At 61.9% G+C, this 17,979-nt stretch carries 17 protein-coding genes; 12 read left to right on the top strand and 5 right to left on the bottom strand.

Features of this window, described 5'->3' with window-relative positions:
• The first annotated feature begins 105 nt into the window (after nt 1-105).
• The 11 genes from ctaD (at nt 106) to JQ574_RS03445 (ending at nt 11,326) form a co-directional block, all read left to right on the top strand.
• A complete protein-coding gene (gene ctaD / locus JQ574_RS03495) occupies nt 106-1,725 on the top strand; it encodes a cytochrome c oxidase subunit I (RefSeq protein ID WP_212211249.1) in 1,620 nt (539 codons plus the stop codon).
• A gap of 63 nt (nt 1,726-1,788) precedes the next feature.
• Entirely contained in the window at nt 1,789-2,724 is a 936-nt protein-coding gene (locus tag JQ574_RS03490) for a heme o synthase (protein WP_212211247.1), read from the top strand.
• Between the two features lie 18 nt (nt 2,725-2,742).
• Nucleotides 2,743-2,907, top strand: a complete 165-nt coding sequence (locus tag JQ574_RS03485) for a CoxF protein (RefSeq protein WP_212211246.1) — start codon at nt 2,743-2,745, stop codon at nt 2,905-2,907.
• Nucleotides 2,908-2,943: 36 nt separating this feature from the next.
• A complete protein-coding gene (locus JQ574_RS03480) occupies nt 2,944-3,585 on the top strand; it encodes a cytochrome c oxidase assembly protein (protein WP_212211244.1) in 642 nt (213 codons plus the stop codon).
• 91 nt (nt 3,586-3,676) lie between these two features.
• Nucleotides 3,677-4,567, top strand: coding sequence for a cytochrome c oxidase subunit 3 (locus tag JQ574_RS03475; RefSeq protein ID WP_212211242.1), 891 nt, complete (start codon nt 3,677-3,679; stop codon nt 4,565-4,567).
• Between the two features lie 348 nt (nt 4,568-4,915).
• On the top strand, nt 4,916-5,986 hold the full coding sequence (locus JQ574_RS03470; RefSeq protein WP_212211240.1) for a hypothetical protein: 1,071 nt from the start codon (nt 4,916-4,918) through the stop codon (nt 5,984-5,986).
• 372 nt (nt 5,987-6,358) lie between these two features.
• On the top strand, nt 6,359-7,216 hold the full coding sequence (locus JQ574_RS03465; RefSeq protein ID WP_212211238.1) for an outer membrane protein: 858 nt from the start codon (nt 6,359-6,361) through the stop codon (nt 7,214-7,216).
• A gap of 269 nt (nt 7,217-7,485) precedes the next feature.
• Entirely contained in the window at nt 7,486-7,872 is a 387-nt protein-coding gene (locus JQ574_RS03460) for a DUF983 domain-containing protein (protein ID WP_212211236.1), read from the top strand.
• A complete protein-coding gene (locus tag JQ574_RS03455; RefSeq protein ID WP_212211232.1) occupies nt 7,869-8,645 on the top strand; it encodes an SURF1 family protein in 777 nt (258 codons plus the stop codon). Before JQ574_RS03460 ends, JQ574_RS03455 begins: the two co-directional genes overlap by 4 nt.
• Before the next feature lie 151 nt (nt 8,646-8,796).
• On the top strand, nt 8,797-10,038 hold the full coding sequence (locus JQ574_RS03450) for a threonine ammonia-lyase (RefSeq protein WP_409363428.1): 1,242 nt from the start codon (nt 8,797-8,799) through the stop codon (nt 10,036-10,038).
• Nucleotides 10,039-10,141: 103 nt separating this feature from the next.
• Nucleotides 10,142-11,326, top strand: coding sequence for an NADH:flavin oxidoreductase/NADH oxidase (locus tag JQ574_RS03445; RefSeq protein WP_212211230.1), 1,185 nt, complete (start codon nt 10,142-10,144; stop codon nt 11,324-11,326).
• Between the two features lie 83 nt (nt 11,327-11,409).
• On the opposite strand, the gene JQ574_RS03440 is transcribed toward JQ574_RS03445, so the two are convergent.
• The 4 genes from JQ574_RS03440 to JQ574_RS03425 form a co-directional block, all read right to left on the bottom strand.
• Nucleotides 11,410-12,510: an ABC transporter ATP-binding protein gene (locus JQ574_RS03440; protein ID WP_212211229.1), complete on the bottom strand. Its 1,101-nt coding sequence runs from the start codon at nt 12,508-12,510 to the stop codon at nt 11,410-11,412.
• Nucleotides 12,511-12,647: 137 nt separating this feature from the next.
• Entirely contained in the window at nt 12,648-13,934 is a 1,287-nt protein-coding gene (locus JQ574_RS03435; protein WP_212211227.1) for an ABC transporter substrate-binding protein, read from the bottom strand.
• Nucleotides 13,935-13,993: 59 nt separating this feature from the next.
• A complete protein-coding gene (locus JQ574_RS03430) occupies nt 13,994-14,830 on the bottom strand; it encodes a carbohydrate ABC transporter permease (RefSeq protein WP_212211225.1) in 837 nt (278 codons plus the stop codon).
• 16 nt (nt 14,831-14,846) lie between these two features.
• Nucleotides 14,847-15,695, bottom strand: coding sequence for a carbohydrate ABC transporter permease (locus JQ574_RS03425; RefSeq protein ID WP_249119074.1), 849 nt, complete (start codon nt 15,693-15,695; stop codon nt 14,847-14,849).
• Between the two features lie 473 nt (nt 15,696-16,168).
• Between JQ574_RS03425 and JQ574_RS03420 the strand changes: the two genes are divergently transcribed.
• Nucleotides 16,169-16,612 carry a nuclear transport factor 2 family protein gene (locus tag JQ574_RS03420; RefSeq protein WP_249119073.1) on the top strand — a complete coding sequence of 148 codons (444 nt, stop codon included), beginning with the start codon at nt 16,169-16,171 and terminating at the stop codon, nt 16,610-16,612.
• Nucleotides 16,613-16,706: 94 nt separating this feature from the next.
• Here the strand turns inward: JQ574_RS03420 and JQ574_RS03415 are convergent, their stop codons facing one another.
• Entirely contained in the window at nt 16,707-17,975 is a 1,269-nt protein-coding gene (locus tag JQ574_RS03415) for an ATP-binding protein (RefSeq protein WP_312014604.1), read from the bottom strand.
• Nucleotides 17,976-17,979: the final 4 nt, after the last annotated feature.

Genomic DNA, 17,979 nt, shown 5'->3' with positions numbered 1-17,979 from the left:
CTTTAAGGCTTAGGCGCAAGGGACAAGGGCGACGGGACCGCAAGGTCCGAAAAGGGCGACAGGACCGCAAGGTCCGACAAAAGGACTGCAAGGCAGGATTTGAACATGGCAACAGGCGCAGCGACACACCACGATCACGCCCATGATGACCACGCGCACGCGCATCCGACCGGATGGCGGCGCTTCGTCTATTCGACGAACCACAAGGACATCGGCACGATGTACCTGGTGTTCGCGGTCATCGCCGGCGTTATCGGCGCGGCGATGTCGATCGCGATCCGTATCGAGTTGATGTATCCCGGCGTCCAGCTGTTCCACGAAGCCCATACCTACAACGTGTTCGTGACCTCGCACGGCCTGATCATGATCTTCTTCATGGTGATGCCGGCGATGATCGGCGGCTTCGGCAACTGGTTCGTGCCGCTGATGATCGGTGCGCCTGACATGGCGTTCCCGCGCATGAACAACATCTCGTTCTGGCTGCTGCCGGCCTCGTTCGCGCTGCTTCTGATGTCCACCTTCGTCGAGGGTGAGCCGGGCGCCAACGGTGTCGGCGCGGGCTGGACCATCTACGCGCCGCTGTCGACCTCGGGCCATCCGGGACCGGCGGTCGATTTCGCGATCCTGTCGCTGCATCTGGCCGGCGCCTCGTCGATCCTCGGTGCCATCAACTTCATCACCACGATCTTCAACATGCGCGCGCCGGGCATGACCCTGCACAAGATGCCGCTGTTCGTCTGGTCGATCCTGGTCACCGTGTTCCTGCTGCTGTTGTCGCTGCCGGTGCTCGCCGGTGCGATCACCATGCTGCTGACCGACCGCAATTTCGGCACCACCTTCTTCTCCGCCGACGGCGGCGGCGACCCGCTGCTGTTCCAGCATCTGTTCTGGTTCTTCGGCCATCCCGAAGTGTACATCCTGATCCTGCCCGGCTTCGGCATGATCAGCCAGATCGTCTCGACCTTCTCGCGCAAGCCCGTGTTCGGCTATCTCGGCATGGCCTACGCCATGGTCGCGATCGGCGGCATCGGCTTCGTGGTGTGGGCGCACCACATGTACACGGTCGGCATGTCCTCGGCGACGCAGGCCTATTTCGTCGCCGCCACCATGGTGATCGCGGTGCCGACCGGGGTGAAGATCTTCTCCTGGATCGCCACGATGTGGGGCGGCTCGATCGAGTTCAAGACGCCGATGCTGTGGGCGATCGGCTTCATCTTCCTGTTTACGCTCGGTGGCGTCACCGGCGTCGTGCTGGCCAATGCCGGCGTCGACCGCGTGCTGCAGGAAACCTATTACGTCGTCGCGCACTTCCACTACGTGCTGTCGCTGGGCGCCGTGTTCGCGATCTTCGCCGGCTGGTACTACTGGTTCCCGAAGATGTCCGGCTACATGTACTCGGAAACCATCGGCAAGCTGCACTTCTGGGTCACCTTCATCGGCGTCAACCTGGTGTTCTTCCCGCAGCATTTCCTCGGGCTATCCGGCATGCCGCGCCGCTACATCGACTATCCGGATGCGTTCGCCGGCTGGAATCTGGTGTCTTCGCTCGGCTCCTACATCTCGGGCTTCGGCGTGCTGATCTTCATCTATGGCGTGGTCGACGCCTTCATCAAGAAAGAGCAGGCGGCGGATAATCCGTGGGGCCCCGGCGCCACCACGCTCGAATGGACGCTGTCGTCGCCGCCGCCCTTCCACCAGTTCGAAGTGCTGCCGCGGGTCCAGTAAACCTTGTCATTCGCGGCGCGCTCTTGCGGGCGCGCCGCGGCCTAGAACCAAGCGAGATCAATCTTGTCGGTCGTCGATCACAACGCCATCGAACTGCCCCGGATTTCCGAGGCTGAGGTCGGCGACTACCTCGCGCTGCTGAAGCCGCGGGTGATGTCGCTGGTGATCTTCACCGCACTGGTCGGTCTCGTGATCGCGCCCGGCCATATCCACCCGATCCTGGCGTTCACTTCCATCCTCTGCATCGCGGTCGGTGCCGGCGCTTCCGGTGCGCTGAACATGGCCTATGAGGGCGATATCGACGCCAAGATGTCGCGCACCGCCAACCGGCCGATCCCGCGCGGCCGCATCACGCGCGAAGAGGCGACCGCGTTCGGGTTGATCCTCGCGTTCTTCTCGGTGATGACGCTCGGCATCCTCGTCAACTGGCTTGCGGGCGGGCTCCTGGCGTTCACGATCTTCTTCTACGTCGTGGTCTACACCATGCTGCTGAAGCGCTGGACCGCGCAGAACATCGTGATCGGCGGCGCCGCCGGCGCGCTGCCGCCTGTCGTGGCGTGGGCCGCGGCGACCGGTTCGCTGTCGATGGAGCCGGTGCTGCTGTTCCTGATCATCTTCTTCTGGACCCCGCCGCATTTCTGGGCGCTGGCGCTGTTCCGCAGCGACGACTATGCCCGCGCCGGCGTGCCGATGCTGCCGGTCGTTGCCGGCCCCGACGCGACCCGGCTGCAGATCCTGCTCTATACGGTCGTTTTGGTCGCGATCGCCGTCGCCCCCTGGCCGCTCGGCTATTTCGACGCGATCTATGGCATCACCTCGCTGGTGCTCGGCGCCGGCATGATGGCGCTGGCGATCAACGTCTACCGCCGCCGCGAGGGTACCGCGGCGCTGCGTGCGACCAGGCGGCTGTTTGCTTTCTCGATCCTTTATCTGTTCGCGCTGTTCGCCACGCTGCTGCTCGAGGTTGTCGTGCGCGGCGTCATCGCCGCGATCGGGTAGGGGGCCCATGGGACCGGAATGGACGACAAGCAGATGCCAGATGGAATCGTCCTCACCGAGGCGCAGAAAAGAAGCCGGCGCCAGCGGTCGGTCGCGATTGCGCTCGCGCTCCTCGTGCTCGTCGTGCTGTTCTTCGCCGTCACCATGGTCAAGGGGCCGGCCGTTCTAGTTCGGCCCATGTAAACTGGAAATGTAGGCTGGGAATTTAGGGTGGTGGAGATGGCAGACCAACCGATCGCGCAAGGGGAACCGGAGGCAAGCCGCAAGGCTTCGCGCCGCGGCCTGACGCGCGATGCGATGGTGGCCTCGATCTGTGGTTTCGTCGTGGTGTTCATGGTCGGCGCGGCCTATGCCGCCGTTCCCTTCTATAACTGGTTCTGCCGCGCTACCGGCTTCAATGGCACCACCCAGGTCGCCACCTCGGCGCCTTCGCAGGGCCCGCTGGCGCGCAAGATCTCGGTGCGGTTCGATGCCAATGTCGGCGCCGGCCTGCCGTGGAAGTTCGAGCCCGAGCAGAACGAAACCGAGGTCAGGATCGGCGAGGTCGTCACCGTATTTTATACTGTGACCAACCAGGCGGCGCGGGCCACGGTCGGCCAGGCCGCCTACAACGTGACCCCGCTGACGGTCGGCGCGTATTTCCAGAAGATCAACTGCTTCTGCTTCACCGAACAGACCATGGCGCCGGGCGAAAAGCGCGAGATGCCGGTCGTGTTCTACGTCGATCCGGCGCTAGTCGCCGACAGCGAGAATGACGGACTGAACACCATCACGCTGTCCTATACCTTCTATCCCGTGCGCGATCCGGCGCCGAAGCCGGTGGCTTCAGGCGAGTCGGACAAGCGCAAGGGAAGCCTGTAACTCCGGGATTTCGGCCTTCCGAAATTCCTGACCTTGATTTTTGAGACGAAGATGTGCCGAAGGATCCGGCACCGCTAACGGAGAGACCGCAATGGCTACGGCGCACGCGAAGCATCACGACTACCACCTCGTCGATCCGAGCCCGTGGCCGGTCGTCGGCTCGATCTCGGCCTTCATCATGGCCGTCGGCGCGGTCGGCTGGATGCACCATATGTATGCGGCGGCACCGATCGTGTTCGGCGTCGGCACCATCGGCGTGCTCTACACCATGGCGAGCTGGTGGGGCGACGTGATCCGCGAAGCCCAGTTCAAGGGTGACCACACCCGCGTGGTGCAGATCAGCCACCGTTACGGCATGATCCTGTTCATCGCCTCCGAGGTGATGTTCTTCGTCGCCTGGTTCTGGGCCTTCTTCAATTCAGCGCTGTTCCCGGCCGACGCCATTCACGCCACCCGCGACGCGGTGTTCGGCTGCGGCCCCGGCACGGCCGCGGGCGCCTGCAGCGTGCCGGGCACCTGGCCGCCGAAGGGCATCGAGACCTTCGACCCCTGGCATCTGCCGCTGCTGAATACGCTGCTGTTGCTGACGTCAGGCACCACGGTGACCTGGGCGCATCACGCGCTGCTGGAGAACGACCGCCAGGGTCTGAAATACGGCCTGATACTCACCGTCGTGCTCGGCGCCTTGTTCACCTGCGTGCAGGCCTATGAATACGCCCACGCCACCTTCGCGTTCTCCGGCAACATGTACGGCGCGACCTTCTTCATGGCGACTGGCTTCCACGGCTTCCACGTGTTGGTCGGCACCGTGTTCCTGCTGGTCTGCCTGTTCCGCGCCTATGCCGGACACTTCACGCCGACCCAGCATCTCGGCTTCGAATTCGCCGCCTGGTACTGGCACTTCGTTGACGTGGTGTGGCTGTTCCTGTTCATCTGCATCTACGTCTGGTTCCGCGGCGCCGGACCTGTCGCCGGGCATTGATCGCAGACTGCACGTGTTAACAAGGGCGGCCGCAGGGCCGCCCTTTTTCTTTGCTTTGCCTTTTAACGATCAAGATGCGTGTCGCCGGGCGTTAACCATCCTCATGCTGACGCGCTCGCCGACGGGCGAAGTCTCGGATCGTGACGGCATGGAGACCTTCACCACTGGCCGGAGCGGCTTGCCGGTTTGGGTAATCCTTCTGCGCACTCACTCTTGCGTCGCCCTCCGAATACTCTGAACAGGTTGCCGGGACGGTCGGGGAAGTTCCCGCGCGTGCCGATAGACTGAACGATAAAACGTTGGACGATATTGAATATCGCGAATTTCGAGAATTGAAGGAGCAGCCTTTTGGCGGCGACGCTCGTGCCGAAGAGCCGGAGCAAGCGCGATTGGATTGCGGGCGCGCACCCGGACGAGGTATCGATTTTTTCCCAGCCCTGGTTCGTGGATATTGCGTACAGGAAGGAGCACCGGGTAGCCAAAGCGTTCAACAAAACCGGCGAGCTAATATGCGAGTTTCCATATTGCCAAACAAACGTACTGGGCATTTTTCCAAGGATAACAAGTTTAGATAACTGGAGACGCCTCAGCTCATTCGTCTTTCTCGACAAACACATTAGTGATGAAGAGAAGCGAGGCGCGATTGCCGATATCATAAAGCAGCTTCCCAGATCGATTGGTCACTGCCAATTCATCCTGGATGATGATTCAGGCATCATTCGCGATGCGTTCATCAACGCCGGGTTTGAATGTATCAAAATACCCAAATACGTCCGTCCACCCAGCAAACAAAAATATGAGCGCGACGCGTATGCACAAGCCAGAGACAAGGTACTGAAAGCCATCTCAAGAGACGGAAGAACCAGATACAGAACAGCATTGGAACAAGCTAAAATAGAAGATATCTCGGCGTCCGACTTTTGTAGGTTTTACCAGAGCAATCTTACCAGCAATGGTGCGCAGAGTTATGCCCCGTTGAGCATTGCAGAGGCACTCATCGAGAATGGCGTCCGTCGTCGGAAAGCCTTCGCGCTGGCGGTAAAAGACAAGGGCGGCATGGAAGCCGCCGCCGCTTTCCTGTTTGATTCAGGAGCAATCTATGCGTGGCTGGCAACCAGAAAGTATCATCCGCAAAGCACGAAATTTCGTGGTGATGATAAATATAAAAAATACTTTATCGATATATTGGCCATCGAAGCCATGATCTTCGCGGAGTTGCATGGGCTGATTTATGATGCCGAATTTGTTCCTGTCGAAACAAATGGCGCCCCCAGAAATCCGCACAAGGTTTTTGTCAACGAGAAGATACTTCACCTTTCGAAAAGAGAATCCAGATTTCTCTTCGAAAGAGTGGGGTGGTGGTATCACGGCGCGAGGCGGTTTTTTTACACGGCAAGGGCTTTTTGCAAAGCGACTTGATATGATCGGATGACGCTCAACTTGACCGTCGGGGCGATTCTTGCGAGGCGCCACCGCTGCTTCGAGCCGTGCTTCCTGGAAATTTCATTCAGGCTGCTCCAAATTGCTCCTCAAGGCTGATGCTGGTCCTGTGGCCGCTCCACCACGGGCGGCAAACCGCCATCATCCGTAGCCTTCCGGATCTGTCGGCGTGGGACTTGATCTACCGGAAGGGGTGCAGCCGCACGGCCTTGCCGGTCCGGCTGCAAGCGCGGAACAGGGTTCCACATGTAAGTCCGAAATGTCTCGACTGTGGCTTGGACGATACATCTGGGCACGATGAACCCGTTTAAGCTCTGGTCCGGGCCGTTCCACGAGTGCTTGGGGCTTTCTATGAAAAAACTTGCTTTGGCAATATCCGTTCTCGCGTCCAGCGCAATGGGCGCGTCCGCTGCCGACATGGCTGTGAAAGCTCCTCGCTACGCGCCTGAAGCAGCGGTTTCGACCTGGACAGGCTTTTATGTTGGAGCCTCGCTCGGCGGCGAGCAGGCCAACGCCGATTGGACCACTACGTCGATTGGCGTTGTCGCGCCGGGCTTTGTAATTCCTCCCCCAACCGTAGACGGTAGCTCGCCTCGACGCTTTAGCCCCTCAAGCGGTCGCTTCGGCGGCTTTGCCGGATACGACTATCAGTTCGCGCCTCAATGGGTTGCAGGCATTGTCCTCGATGCCGCGTATTTTAACGGCACCGTCACGACGGTGGGCGCGCCCGGCTGCACGGTCACTTGCATTTTGGGTGTCCCGGGCCCCGGCCTCGATGTATCGAGCGTGAGAGCCAGATGGGATGCGAACGTGCGGGGCCGGCTCGGATTTCTGGTAACTCCCAATGTTCTGCTCTATGGGACCGGCGGTATTGCGTTCCAGAACTTCTCCAACTCGATAACCTGCGAAACCAGCTTTACGGATCCGCTTTGCGGACCAACTCCAGTCCCCCTTCTTACGACGGCGACGAACAGCACCACCCGAACGGGCTGGACGGCCGGAGTCGGCATCGACGCGAAAATCTTCGCAAACTGGATGCTTCGTGCGGAGTATCGTTACTCGGACTTCGGAACGTGGAGCAATTCGCTGGTGCTGGTATCACCCGGTGTTTCAGTTGTGACGGTAGCCACGGATTTGAAGCTCAACACGCACATTGGAATGATAGGATTAGCCTACCGGTTCGGTGGCCCCGTCGTTGCAAGGTACTGAGTTCTCCAAACTTTCCATACCTTAAAGCCACGCACACCTCCCCTTGTGCCGCTTCGGGCAGTCGCCTCGAAGGCGCGCAGCGTGCGATTTTCCAGTCATGTAGAACGCGCCTGGCGGGCCATGGTGTCCGCCAAAATGTTCCGGACATGGAGTGGGAGGAAGGAAATAAACTTAGCAACTACAATCACTTGGTAGGGTTGCGTGGGGCTGCGTAGAGCGCTATGGAGTGCGCTTTCTCCCCTGTGGGAGAAGGTGGCGCGAGGACGCAAATGGACGAGGCACTCCCCACGCTGACCGAGAGCGCATTGCGCGGTATCGCCTGCCGCTGCCCGCGCTGCGGCAAGGGCAAGCTCTACGCGGGCTTCATCAATTTGCGGCCGAACTGCGAGGCCTGCGGGCTCGATTACGCCTTCATCGACGCCGGCGACGGGCCGGCGATCTTCATCATCATGATCGCCGGCGCGATCGTCGTCGGATCGGCCTTGGTCGTGGAGATCAAATACCAGCCGCCGTTCTGGCTGCATGCGGCGTTGTGGCTGCCATTAATTCTCGCAACCACGCTGTTGCCGCTACGCTCGATGAAGTCGCTGCTGATCGCGCTGCAATACCATCACAAGGCCGCACCCGGCCGCCTGATCGACCGCGAGCCGAAATGACCGGCGTTGTTGCGCGGCGGCGTGGTACGCTCGGCTTTGCCATCTTTACGCTCGTGATGATCGTGACCTGCCTGAGCCTTGGGATCTGGCAATTGCAGCGGCGCGTCCAGAAGCACGCGCTGATCGCGGCCCTCAACGAAAGGCTGGCCGATGTGCCCAAGGCGCTGCCGGAGCAGGCGCAATGGGGCACGCTGACACCAGCCAAAGACGAATTCCGCCGCGTCAGCTTCACCGGAACTTACGAGCGGCTTCCCGATGTGATGGTTTATAGCTCCGGCTCTTCGGTCCGTAACGACGTGTCCGGTCCAGGCACCTGGGCGTTCCTGCCGGCGCAAAGCGCCGATGGGGCAATCGTCGCGGTCAATACCGGCTTCGTGCAGAACACGATGCAGGATCGCGCGCAGCAGGATCGCGCGGTCGGCCGTCTCGTCACCGGCCAGCCGGTCAAATTCACCGGCTATCTTCGTTTTCCCGAAGCCGCCGGCACGCTGACGCCGTCAGAGAATATCGCCAAGCGGCTCTGGTTCACCCGCGATCATCTTGCGATGGGGCGCGCGCTCGGTTGGGGCGAGGGCGGCAAGGCGGTCGCGCCGTTCTATATCGATCTGGAATCACCGGTGCCCGAGAGCGGCATCCCGAAACCGGGGCCGCTCAATGTCCATCTCAAGGACGACCACATGCAATACGCCATCACCTGGTTCAGCCTCGCGGCCGCGGTCGTGATCGCCTTCGGCGTGTGGTGGCGCGCGCAAAGGCGGAGCGCAGCTTCGTAGCTTCGTGGTGTCGTAGGGTGGGTTAGCGCGGTATCCCTGCTGTATCTCCTGCTGTATTTTTTCCTGAGATAGCTCATAGGGTGGGTTGGCGTAGCGTAACCCGCCGTCCGCGCCCTTACTGCGTGGAGCGGTCGGCAGAGATTAGATGATTATGACCGAGACGTTGAAAGCCTCCCTCGCGCACCTGCCGGTTACCCTTGGCGATATCGAGGCGGCGGCAGGCGTGCTCGCCGGCTTCGTGAAGCGGACGAGCTTCGAGTCCAGCCGTACATTGTCCGACATCACCGGCGCGAACATATGGCTGAAATTCGAAAACCTGCAGTTTACGGCGACGTTTAAGGAGCGCGGCGCGCTCAATCGGCTGTCTGCGTTGTCAGTCGACGAACGGCAGCGCGGCGTGGCAGCGGCCTCGGCGGGCAACCACGCACAGGGCGTGGCCTATCACGCGGCCCGCCTCTCGATCCCTGCGACCATCTTCATGCCGGTGGGCACGCCGATGGTGAAGATCGAGAACACGCGCCGGCACGGTGCGACCGTGATCGAAGGTGGGGCGACGCTGGAGGACACCGCCACGCTCGCCACCGACTACGGTCGAAAACAGGGTTTGACGTATATCCATCCCTATGACGATCCGCTGATCATCGCGGGTCAGGGTACCATCGCGCTCGAGATGCTGGCTTCGGTGCCCGATCTCGACGTCCTGATCGTTCCAATCGGGGGCGGCGGCCTGATATCCGGCATCGCCGTTGCGGCCAAGACCCTCAAGCCGGATATCGAGATCGTCGGCGTTCAGGCCGCGCTTTATCCCTCGATGTACAACCTCATCAAGGGGGAACATCTTGCGATGCGCGGTGATACGCTTGCGGAGGGCATTGCCGTCAAGGCACCGGGCCAGATCACGTCGCAAATCGTGCGCGCGCTCGTCGATGATATCGTACTCGTCACCGAACAGCAGATTGAACACGCGTTGAGCCTTTTCATCACCATCGAGAAGTCGGTGACCGAGGGCGCGGGGGCGGCGGGCCTGGCGGCGGTACTCGCCGATCAGGCCCGCTTCAAGGGCCGTTCGCTCGGCCTCGTGCTGAGCGGAGGCAATATCGACACGCGGCTCCTGTCCGGTGTGCTGACGCGTCAACTCGCGAGGGAAGGCCGGCTTTCGAAGCTCAAGTTCGACATCGTGGATCGGCCCGGACAGCTCGGCATGGTCGTCGCCGTCCTGGGCAAGGCAGGCGCCAATATCGTCGAGGTGTCCCATCAACGCATCTTCACCGACCTGCCAGCCAAGGCGGTGGTGCTTGAGGTTGTCATCGAAACCCGAGACCGGACCCATCTTGAGGCGACCGTCGCCTCGCTGAAGGCCGCCGGCCTCGATGTCACCGTTGGTGGCGACTAGGGGGCCGAAGCGTTGCTGCATGCATGACATGCAAGGGCTGGCTGGACCGTGGATTTCAAATGATGGATCATTCGCTACCCGCAGTTCACGCCACAGGCCACCGATGTCCGACGCGCCCTCCGCCGATCCCGCACGCCCCCTGCTATTCCAGCCCTTCAAGATCCGCGATCTGACGCTGAAGAACCGCCTGGTGGTGCCGCCGATGGTGCATTACCGCGCCGATCCCGGGGCGACCTGCGGCATGTTTCATCAGGTACATCTCGGTCGATACGCGCTCGGCGGTTTTGGTCTTGTCTTTGTCGAGGCCACCGGCGTCGAGGAAATCGGCCTGATCAACGAGTTCGATCTCGGCATCTGGAACGACGCCCAGGTCGAAAGCTTCAAGCCGCTGATCGCTTTCATGAAACGCGAGAACACCGCGATCGGCCTTCAGCTCGCGCATGGCGGCCGCAAATCGTCCTCGCAAAAGGCGATGAATGGCATGGGGCCGCTCACACAAGATGAGATCAAGGCGGGCGCCAAGCTGTGGCAGCCGGTCGGCCCGACCAGCGAGCCGGTGGCGCCGGGATGGCTGACGCCGCGCCAGCTCACGACCGAAGACTGTCGCGCCATGGTGAAGACCTGGGCGCACGCGGCGAAGAACGCGGTCAAGGCCGGCTTCGACGTGATCGAGGTTCATATGGCGCATGGCTATCTGCTGGCCTCGTTCCTGTCGCCGATATCAAATACCCGCAACGACGAGTATGGCGGCGACCGCCAGGGGCGCATGCGGCTGCCGCTCGACATCGTCGAGGCGGTGCGGCGCGAAATGCCTGATACGATGCCGCTGTTCGTGCGCGTGTCCTCGGTCGACGGCGCGCAGAACGGCTGGAACATGGATGACACGGTGGCGCTGGCGCACGAGTTGAAAGCGCGCGGCGTCGACGTGGTCGACTGTTCCTCCGGCGGCATTTCCGGCTCGGCGACGGCCGCCCAAGTGCCGCGCGGCCTCGGTTTCCAGGTGCCCTATGCCGAGCGTGTCCGCAAGGAAGTCGATATCGCCACCATGGCGGTCGGCATCATCCTTGAAGCCGAGCAGGCCGAAGCGGTGCTGGAAAAGGGCCAGGCCGACCTGATCGCGGTCGGGCGGCAATCGCAGTACAATCCCAACATCGCCCATCACTGGGCGCATGATCTCGGCATCAACCGCCGATTCGAGGACTGGGCGCCCGAATATGGCTGGTGGCTGGAAAAGCGCATCCGGACCATGGAAGGGTTTGCCAGCCCGACCGGTGCGGTGAAGCGGTGAGCTTTGTAGGGTGGGTTAGCGAAGCGTAACCCACCATCTTCGTTCTTGGCATCACGGTGGGTTACGGCTTCGCCTAACCCACCCTACGAAGTCGTAATCGGCAATTCCGTTTCCGGATCGAAGAAGTGCAGCCGGCCGGGCTGGGCCGAGACACGGACCTGATCGCCGCGCGCGATCACCGTTTCTGCCGGCACCCGGGCCACCGTGATGCCGTGGCTCCCCACACGCGTTTCGAGCAGGATCTCGGAGCCGAGCTGCTCGACGACTTCGACGTGGGCGTCAAAGCTGGCGCCCGGCGCACCTTCGCCGAGCGCGAGATGTTCGGGCCGCGCGCCCATGATCACGGGCTTGCCGTTGTAAGCCGCGAGCGCGCGCGCATCGGCGCCGCCGACCGTCAGCTTGAGGCCATCAGCCTCGACCGTCGTCGCGCCGCCATCGCTGCGCACGGTGACGCTGACAAAGTTCATCGCGGGCGCGCCGATGAAGCCGGCGACGAATTTGTTGGCGGGCTTGCCGTAGACCTGCAGCGGCGTGCCGACCTGCTGCACCCGGCCGTCGCGCATGATCACGACCCGGTCGCCCAGCGTCATGGCCTCGACCTGGTCGTGGGTCACGAACACAGACGTGGTCGGAATGGCGGCATGCAGGCGCTTGATCTCGATCCGCATCTGCGCGCGCAGTTTTGCGTCGAGGTTCGACAGCGGCTCGTCGAACAAAAACACTTCCGGATTGCGCACGATGCAGCGGCCGAGCGCGACGCGCTGCTGCTGTCCGCCGGACAATTGCTTCGGCTTGCGCGCCAGCAATTCGTGCAGCCCGAGCATGCCCGCGGCGCGGTCGATCGCAGCCTTGATCTCGGCTTCGGACGTCTTCTTGTTGCGCAGGCCGAAGGCGAGATTGTCGTAGACGCTCATGTGCTGATAGAGCGCGTAGTTCTGGAACACCATCGCGATGTCGCGGTCGCGCGGCGGCAGGTCGTTGACGACCCGGTTGCCGATGCGGATGTCGCCGCTACTGATGTCCTCCAGCCCTGCGATCATGCGCAGCGTCGTCGACTTGCCGCAGCCGGACGGGCCGACCAGCGCCACGAATTCCTTGTCGGCGATCTCGAGATCGACGTCCTTTACGGCGTGGAACAGCGAGCCATAATGCTTGTTGAGCTTGCTGAGTGAAATCGCTGCCATTTACCCGCCGTTACCGTACTAGAGCGTTTTCGAGCGAAGTGGATACCGGTTCGCGTGAAGAAAACGCGTCAAGGAAAAGACCTGTTGACCCAAAATAATCCCGCCGCGATTTCCCGCGGCGGGATATTGCTTTCGACTTATTGCGCCGCCTTGCTGACCAGCGGCGCGCCGTCGGCCAGCACCTTTGCGATATCCTCGCGCTTGCCGGTGACGGCCTTGGTGACGGTGTCGTTGAACGCCTTGTGCACGGCGGGCCATTGCGGGAAGTAATAGGCGCCGCGCACCTTGTCCGGCGAATCCAGCACCGATTCCTTCAAGAGCTTCATGAAGGCGTCTTCCGCCGCGATTTCCGCCCAGAACTCGGTGTTGGGCGGCGGCGCGCCGGTCGCCTTGAACAGCTTCTTCTGGCCTTCCTTGTCCAGCATCATCGCGTTGAGCATTTCCTTGGCCTTCTTCTTACGCTCCGGCGAGATTGACTTCGGGATCGCCCAGCCCCAGATGTCGTCCCAGGCGAACGGCTTGGCGCGGTCGGGACCGAGCGGGAAACGCGTCGCAGCCACCTTGCCTGATATCTTCGACTTGGCGGGATCGTTGAACGTGCCCCACCACAGCGAATCCGCCACCGTGAACGCGGCGTCGCCGGCCATGAACACGGCGTTGGCTTCGTTGCGGTCATAGGCCGGCATGCCGCGCGGCACGATCTTGTGGGTGTTGATCGCATCCCACCAATATTCGACGTTCTTCTGCATGCAGGGCTCGGTCATGCCCGATTTCCAGCCGTTCGCGGCGAGCTTCTTGTTGTCGCGCTCATAGGGCGGCAGCAGCACGTCGCAATTGTTGCCCCACATCGACCAGAACCAGGTGAACCAGGAGTTGTTCATCGACGCGCCGGCGACATAGCCGAACTTCACCTTGCCGTCAGCCTGCAGCTTCTTGCTCACGGTGACGAGTTCATCCAGCGTCTTCGGCACTTCCTCGGGTTTGACGAGGTCGGATCGGTAGAAGAACACGCTGAAGGTCTGGCCCATCGGCACGACGGTGTTCTGGCCCTTGTCGTTGCCGAACACGATCGGTGACATGCTCCACTTGGAGGCAAATTTGTTGGCTTCGACGTCATCCATCGGCTCGAGCAGATGCGCCCAGGTCTGGCCCCAATCGTCATTGTGCCAGATCACGTCGTACTGATCGGAGTTCGACGTCAGCGACGCCGTCATCTTCTCGACATAGACGCCGTAGGAGTTCGGCACCTTGACGATCTTGACGCCGTTCTTGGCGCCCCAGGCCTCGAACATCGCAATCGAATTGTCCTGGATCGGGCTCGGCTGGTAGCCGATCCGCAGTTCGGTCACCTGGGCGCTCGCGCTTCCCGCGGCGGCCCACAGGGCCACCGTCGTTGCGACAGCCAGTTTGGTCAGTTGCTTCATCGCTTCCCTCCCTCGTTTTTGGTGTTGTTTCCTCGTCGTATTAAGCGTCCCCGTCGTTGTTAGATACGCAGTCCCCGGATCACATATTTCTGCCCGAACAGCGCCACCAGGAACGCCGGCACCAGCGCCATCACGGCGGTCGCCGCCATCAAATTCCAGCGCAGCCCCATCTCGGTGACGAACTGCGCCATGACAACCGTGATCATCGGCACGCGGTTTCCGGTCAGGATCAGCGCGAACAGGAATTCGTTCCAGGTGAACAGCCAGCACAGCACCGCCAGCGCCGAGATCGCCGGCAGCGCCGACGGTATGGCGACGCGGATGAAGGCGCCCCACCGCGTGCAGCCGTCGATCATCGCCGCGTATTCCATGCTGGGATCGATGCCGTCGAAAAACCCCTTCATCAGCCACGAGAAGAAGCAGATATGCACCGCGACATGCGGCAGCAGCAGGCCGGTATAGGTGTCGTAGAGGCCCCAGCTCTGGGTCACGAAGTACAGCGGCAGCACCCAGGAGATATAGGGGATGCAGCGGAACACGTAGATGGTGCCGAACCAGATCCGCGACGCCGGTCCGGTGAAGCGCGACAGCATGTAGCCGCTGGAGACGGTGACCAGCAGCGAGAAGATGGTCGCCAGCGTCGAGATCAGCGCGCTGTTGAGGAAGGCCGACACGATGCGGTCGTCGGTCAGCACCTCGGCGAAGCTGGCCAGCGTGAATTCGGTGCCGCGATGGACGTAATAGACGCCGGATTCCGGCCGCAGCGAGGTCAGGATCAGCCACAGCACCGGAAACGCGAACGCAAAGCAGATGCCGAACAGCGCCAGCGCGAACAGCGTCTTGCGGCTCCATTTCGGCAATCCCGGCAGGAAATCGGGGCGGGTTACGATCGGCATGGGATATTTCCTTGGCTCATGCCTTTGCGATGCGGTCGACGAGGCGGTAGAGCACCACGCCGATCACGAGGATGATGAGCCCGCCAATGATCGCCGCCGCCGAGCCGCGGCCGAGATCGAGGTTCAGGAACGCGTGCACATAGGCATAGAGGCTGAACAGCTCGGTCGAGCGGCCCGGCCCGCCGCCGGTCAGCGTCCACACGATGTCGAAGGTGCGGAAGGCATCAATGGCGCGGATCACCACGCACACCACGATGACAGGGCGCAGCATCGGCAGCGTCAGGAACCTGAACACGCGCCAGGTCGTGGTGCCGTCGATCGCGGCGGCCTCGAACGGCTCTTTCGGCAGGCTCTGCAATCCGGCAAGCAGCAGCAGCGTGAACCACGGCGTCCACAGCCAGATGTCGGTGAGCAGGATGATGCCGAAGGCGCTCCAGCGCTGCACCAGCCAGGGCTGGCCTTCCAGCCCGATCGCCTCCAGCACCGTGTTGACGATGCCGAACTGGTCGTTGAACATCCAGCGGATCATGATCGCGGCCACGACCGGCGCCACCATCAGCGGCACCAGCAGGATGGTCTGCACCAGCTTTTGCCCGCGAAACGGACGGTTGAGCAGCAGCGCCAGCGCCAGTCCCGCCACCAGCGCCCCGGCCACGCTGAGGATCATGAACAGGAAGGTGTTGGGCAGCACCGTGTAGAGAAACGCCGGATCCGACAGCACCGCGTAATAGTGGCTGAAGCCGACCCAGATCTTCTTCGGGTTATAGAGCGCCCAGTCGCGAAAGCTGGCATTGGCGCCGATCACGATCGGCAGCACCTGAAACAGCAGCATCAGAAGTGCCGCCGGCGCAATGAGAAACAGCATGAACCGCTGTTGCTCGCCGAACATTGGACGCCGCGATGCCGACAAGCCTGTTACCCCCGCCTTTGCACTGATTGGTCACGACTCTTGTGGTCGCTACGTGCATAAAGCCCCTTGCACCGGGATTATGGGCGCGGCGTCGGAGGCTAGTCAATCGGCATTGTAGCGTATGCGGACGCGGGACGTATGCAGGCGACGGAGCTGCAAGGATAGTGGCGGTGCAAACGCGCTGCCAAGCTTGCATCCGCGGGCTCACCGTTTGCACGGATTGTCGCTACCAGAGATTGCTGGCTCAAAAGCACGGTTGTCTGAATCAGCTGATCGGGCATCTGCCGCGGCCCCGCGCGGAAAACGCAGCGCGCCGAGTGTCGGGGTGACGCACGATTGACCACCCTCGTGCCTGGAACTTCCGTGGACCCAATTTGTTTTTGGTTCCAAACTGAATTGCGGCTAACCGGTCAGTGCAGCCAATGGACATGTCGAACCTGCCCAAAGATATTGCCAAGGATACTGCCAAGGATACCGCCAAGGATATCGCGAACGATATCGATCAGGTGGCTGTTGTCGTCGATTGGCTCGATGCCTGCCGGCGACAGGAGCTTGGCCCGCTGCTCGACCTGTACGCGTCCGAGGCAAGCCTCGAATGTGACTGCGACGGCGCAAACATTTATGCGGGCCGGGCTGCGCTGGAATCGTATTGGCGGCCCCGGCTCCAGGCGTTCTCGCCCAATGCCTTTGGACTGGAAGAAATTACGCCTGCTGCTGACGGGGTCATGCTCGATTACCTGAACTCCGAAGGCAAGCCCGTTCGCATTGTGTTCACGTTTGACGCTTCCGGGAAGATTCTGCAAACCCGCTGCGCTCCGTTCGCGCCGGCAACGGCGCGGGATGGCGCTGGCGCGCGGGATCGCGCATGGTGACGACGCGGTCGCTACTTCACCTTTCAGCCTGATGTTCTTTCGCGCTGCATCCTCCGCTGCATCCTTCGCTGCATCCCTGGCCCAGCGGTGCGCCTCACACGCCAGCCGGCAAACGGCACCGGACGTAGGTCCGACTGTTCTGCCGCTTGAATTCGAATGTCCCGCTCAGGGCCCGGACACGCTCGTGCATTCCCGTCAATCCGCGGCCAAAGGGCTGGTCCGGTGTAAATCCAACACCATCGTCGGAAATTTCCACCAATACCTGGTTTCCTTCGATCGTCGCCTCGACGCTTGTCGCGCTGGCATTGGCGTGCCTGAGGACATTGGTCACGCCCTCCTGGATAACCCGGTAGATGGTTTGGGAAAGCAGCCCATCGACGTCGTTCAGACGGGGATCGATCCGCACATTCAGCTTGAGGCCGGGCGCCTGCGATCGCGCATACTGCAGCAGGGTCTGGACACTCTTCTCGAGCCCGAGCTCCTGGATATGAAGCGGCCGCAACCGGTCGAGGATACGGCGGTTCGCCAGTTGCAGGGCCTCGACCGATTTAAGCATCGCCTCGACCGAAGCGCCGAGTTTCCTGCGCTGTGCCGCGCCATCCTGTAGCGCCACCGCGTTGGCCCGGATCCCGAACAACAATGGCCCGAGTTCGTCATGAAGGTCGCGCGCGATGTCGCGGCGCTCGTCGTCCTGCAGCGACACGACCTTGCGCAGCAGGCTGCGATTGTCCTGGCTCAGTTGGTTCAGCGTGCGTGCGAGTTCATTGGCCAATTCGGAACTCTTGCGTATCTCCGGCGGACCCTTCGCCGCGATCAGGTGCTGGTAGTCCCCCGTCCGCATCCGGGTCAGGCCTTCGCCCAGATTCCGCAGTGCGTCGACCACGGTGCCTGCGGTCAAATAGGCGATAATGCCGGTCACGAGCATCAGGGCGATGACGGATGAAACGAGGGCGAGAAAGCCGACCCATTTCTCGTAGATGTCGGCTGAAAGATCGGGTGAAGACAGGATGTCGCCGACCTGCGTTCCATCGATCCTCACCGGAAACGAGGCGCCAATCTCCGGCAGGCCGAGAAGATGGACGAACCAGTGCGGCACGCGTCCAAGGGGAGTGTGTGTCTCCGCCGGCGAAGGCGTGGTCGTCTCTGTGCCGGTACGGCGGAAGCGGATGGCTTCGGATGAGCCCATCGCCTGCACAAATGCGTCGAGCGTTTGCTGCGGGTTGGCGGACGTCAGCAGCGCGCTGTTGAGCGCCTCGGCAACCACCTTGGCCGATCGCGATGCCGGCTCGCTTTCATCCTTAAGTTGGGTCCGCGCGAAAAGCTGCAGCGAGACGGCCCCGAGCAGCAGCGCGGCCACGAACATGGTG

The organism is Bradyrhizobium sp. AUGA SZCCT0158, assembly GCF_018130065.1.
Classification (GTDB): Bacteria; Pseudomonadota; Alphaproteobacteria; order Rhizobiales; family Xanthobacteraceae; genus Bradyrhizobium.
Note: the sequence above shows the minus strand (reverse complement) of the source record. Positions and strands in the feature narration are given on the sequence as shown.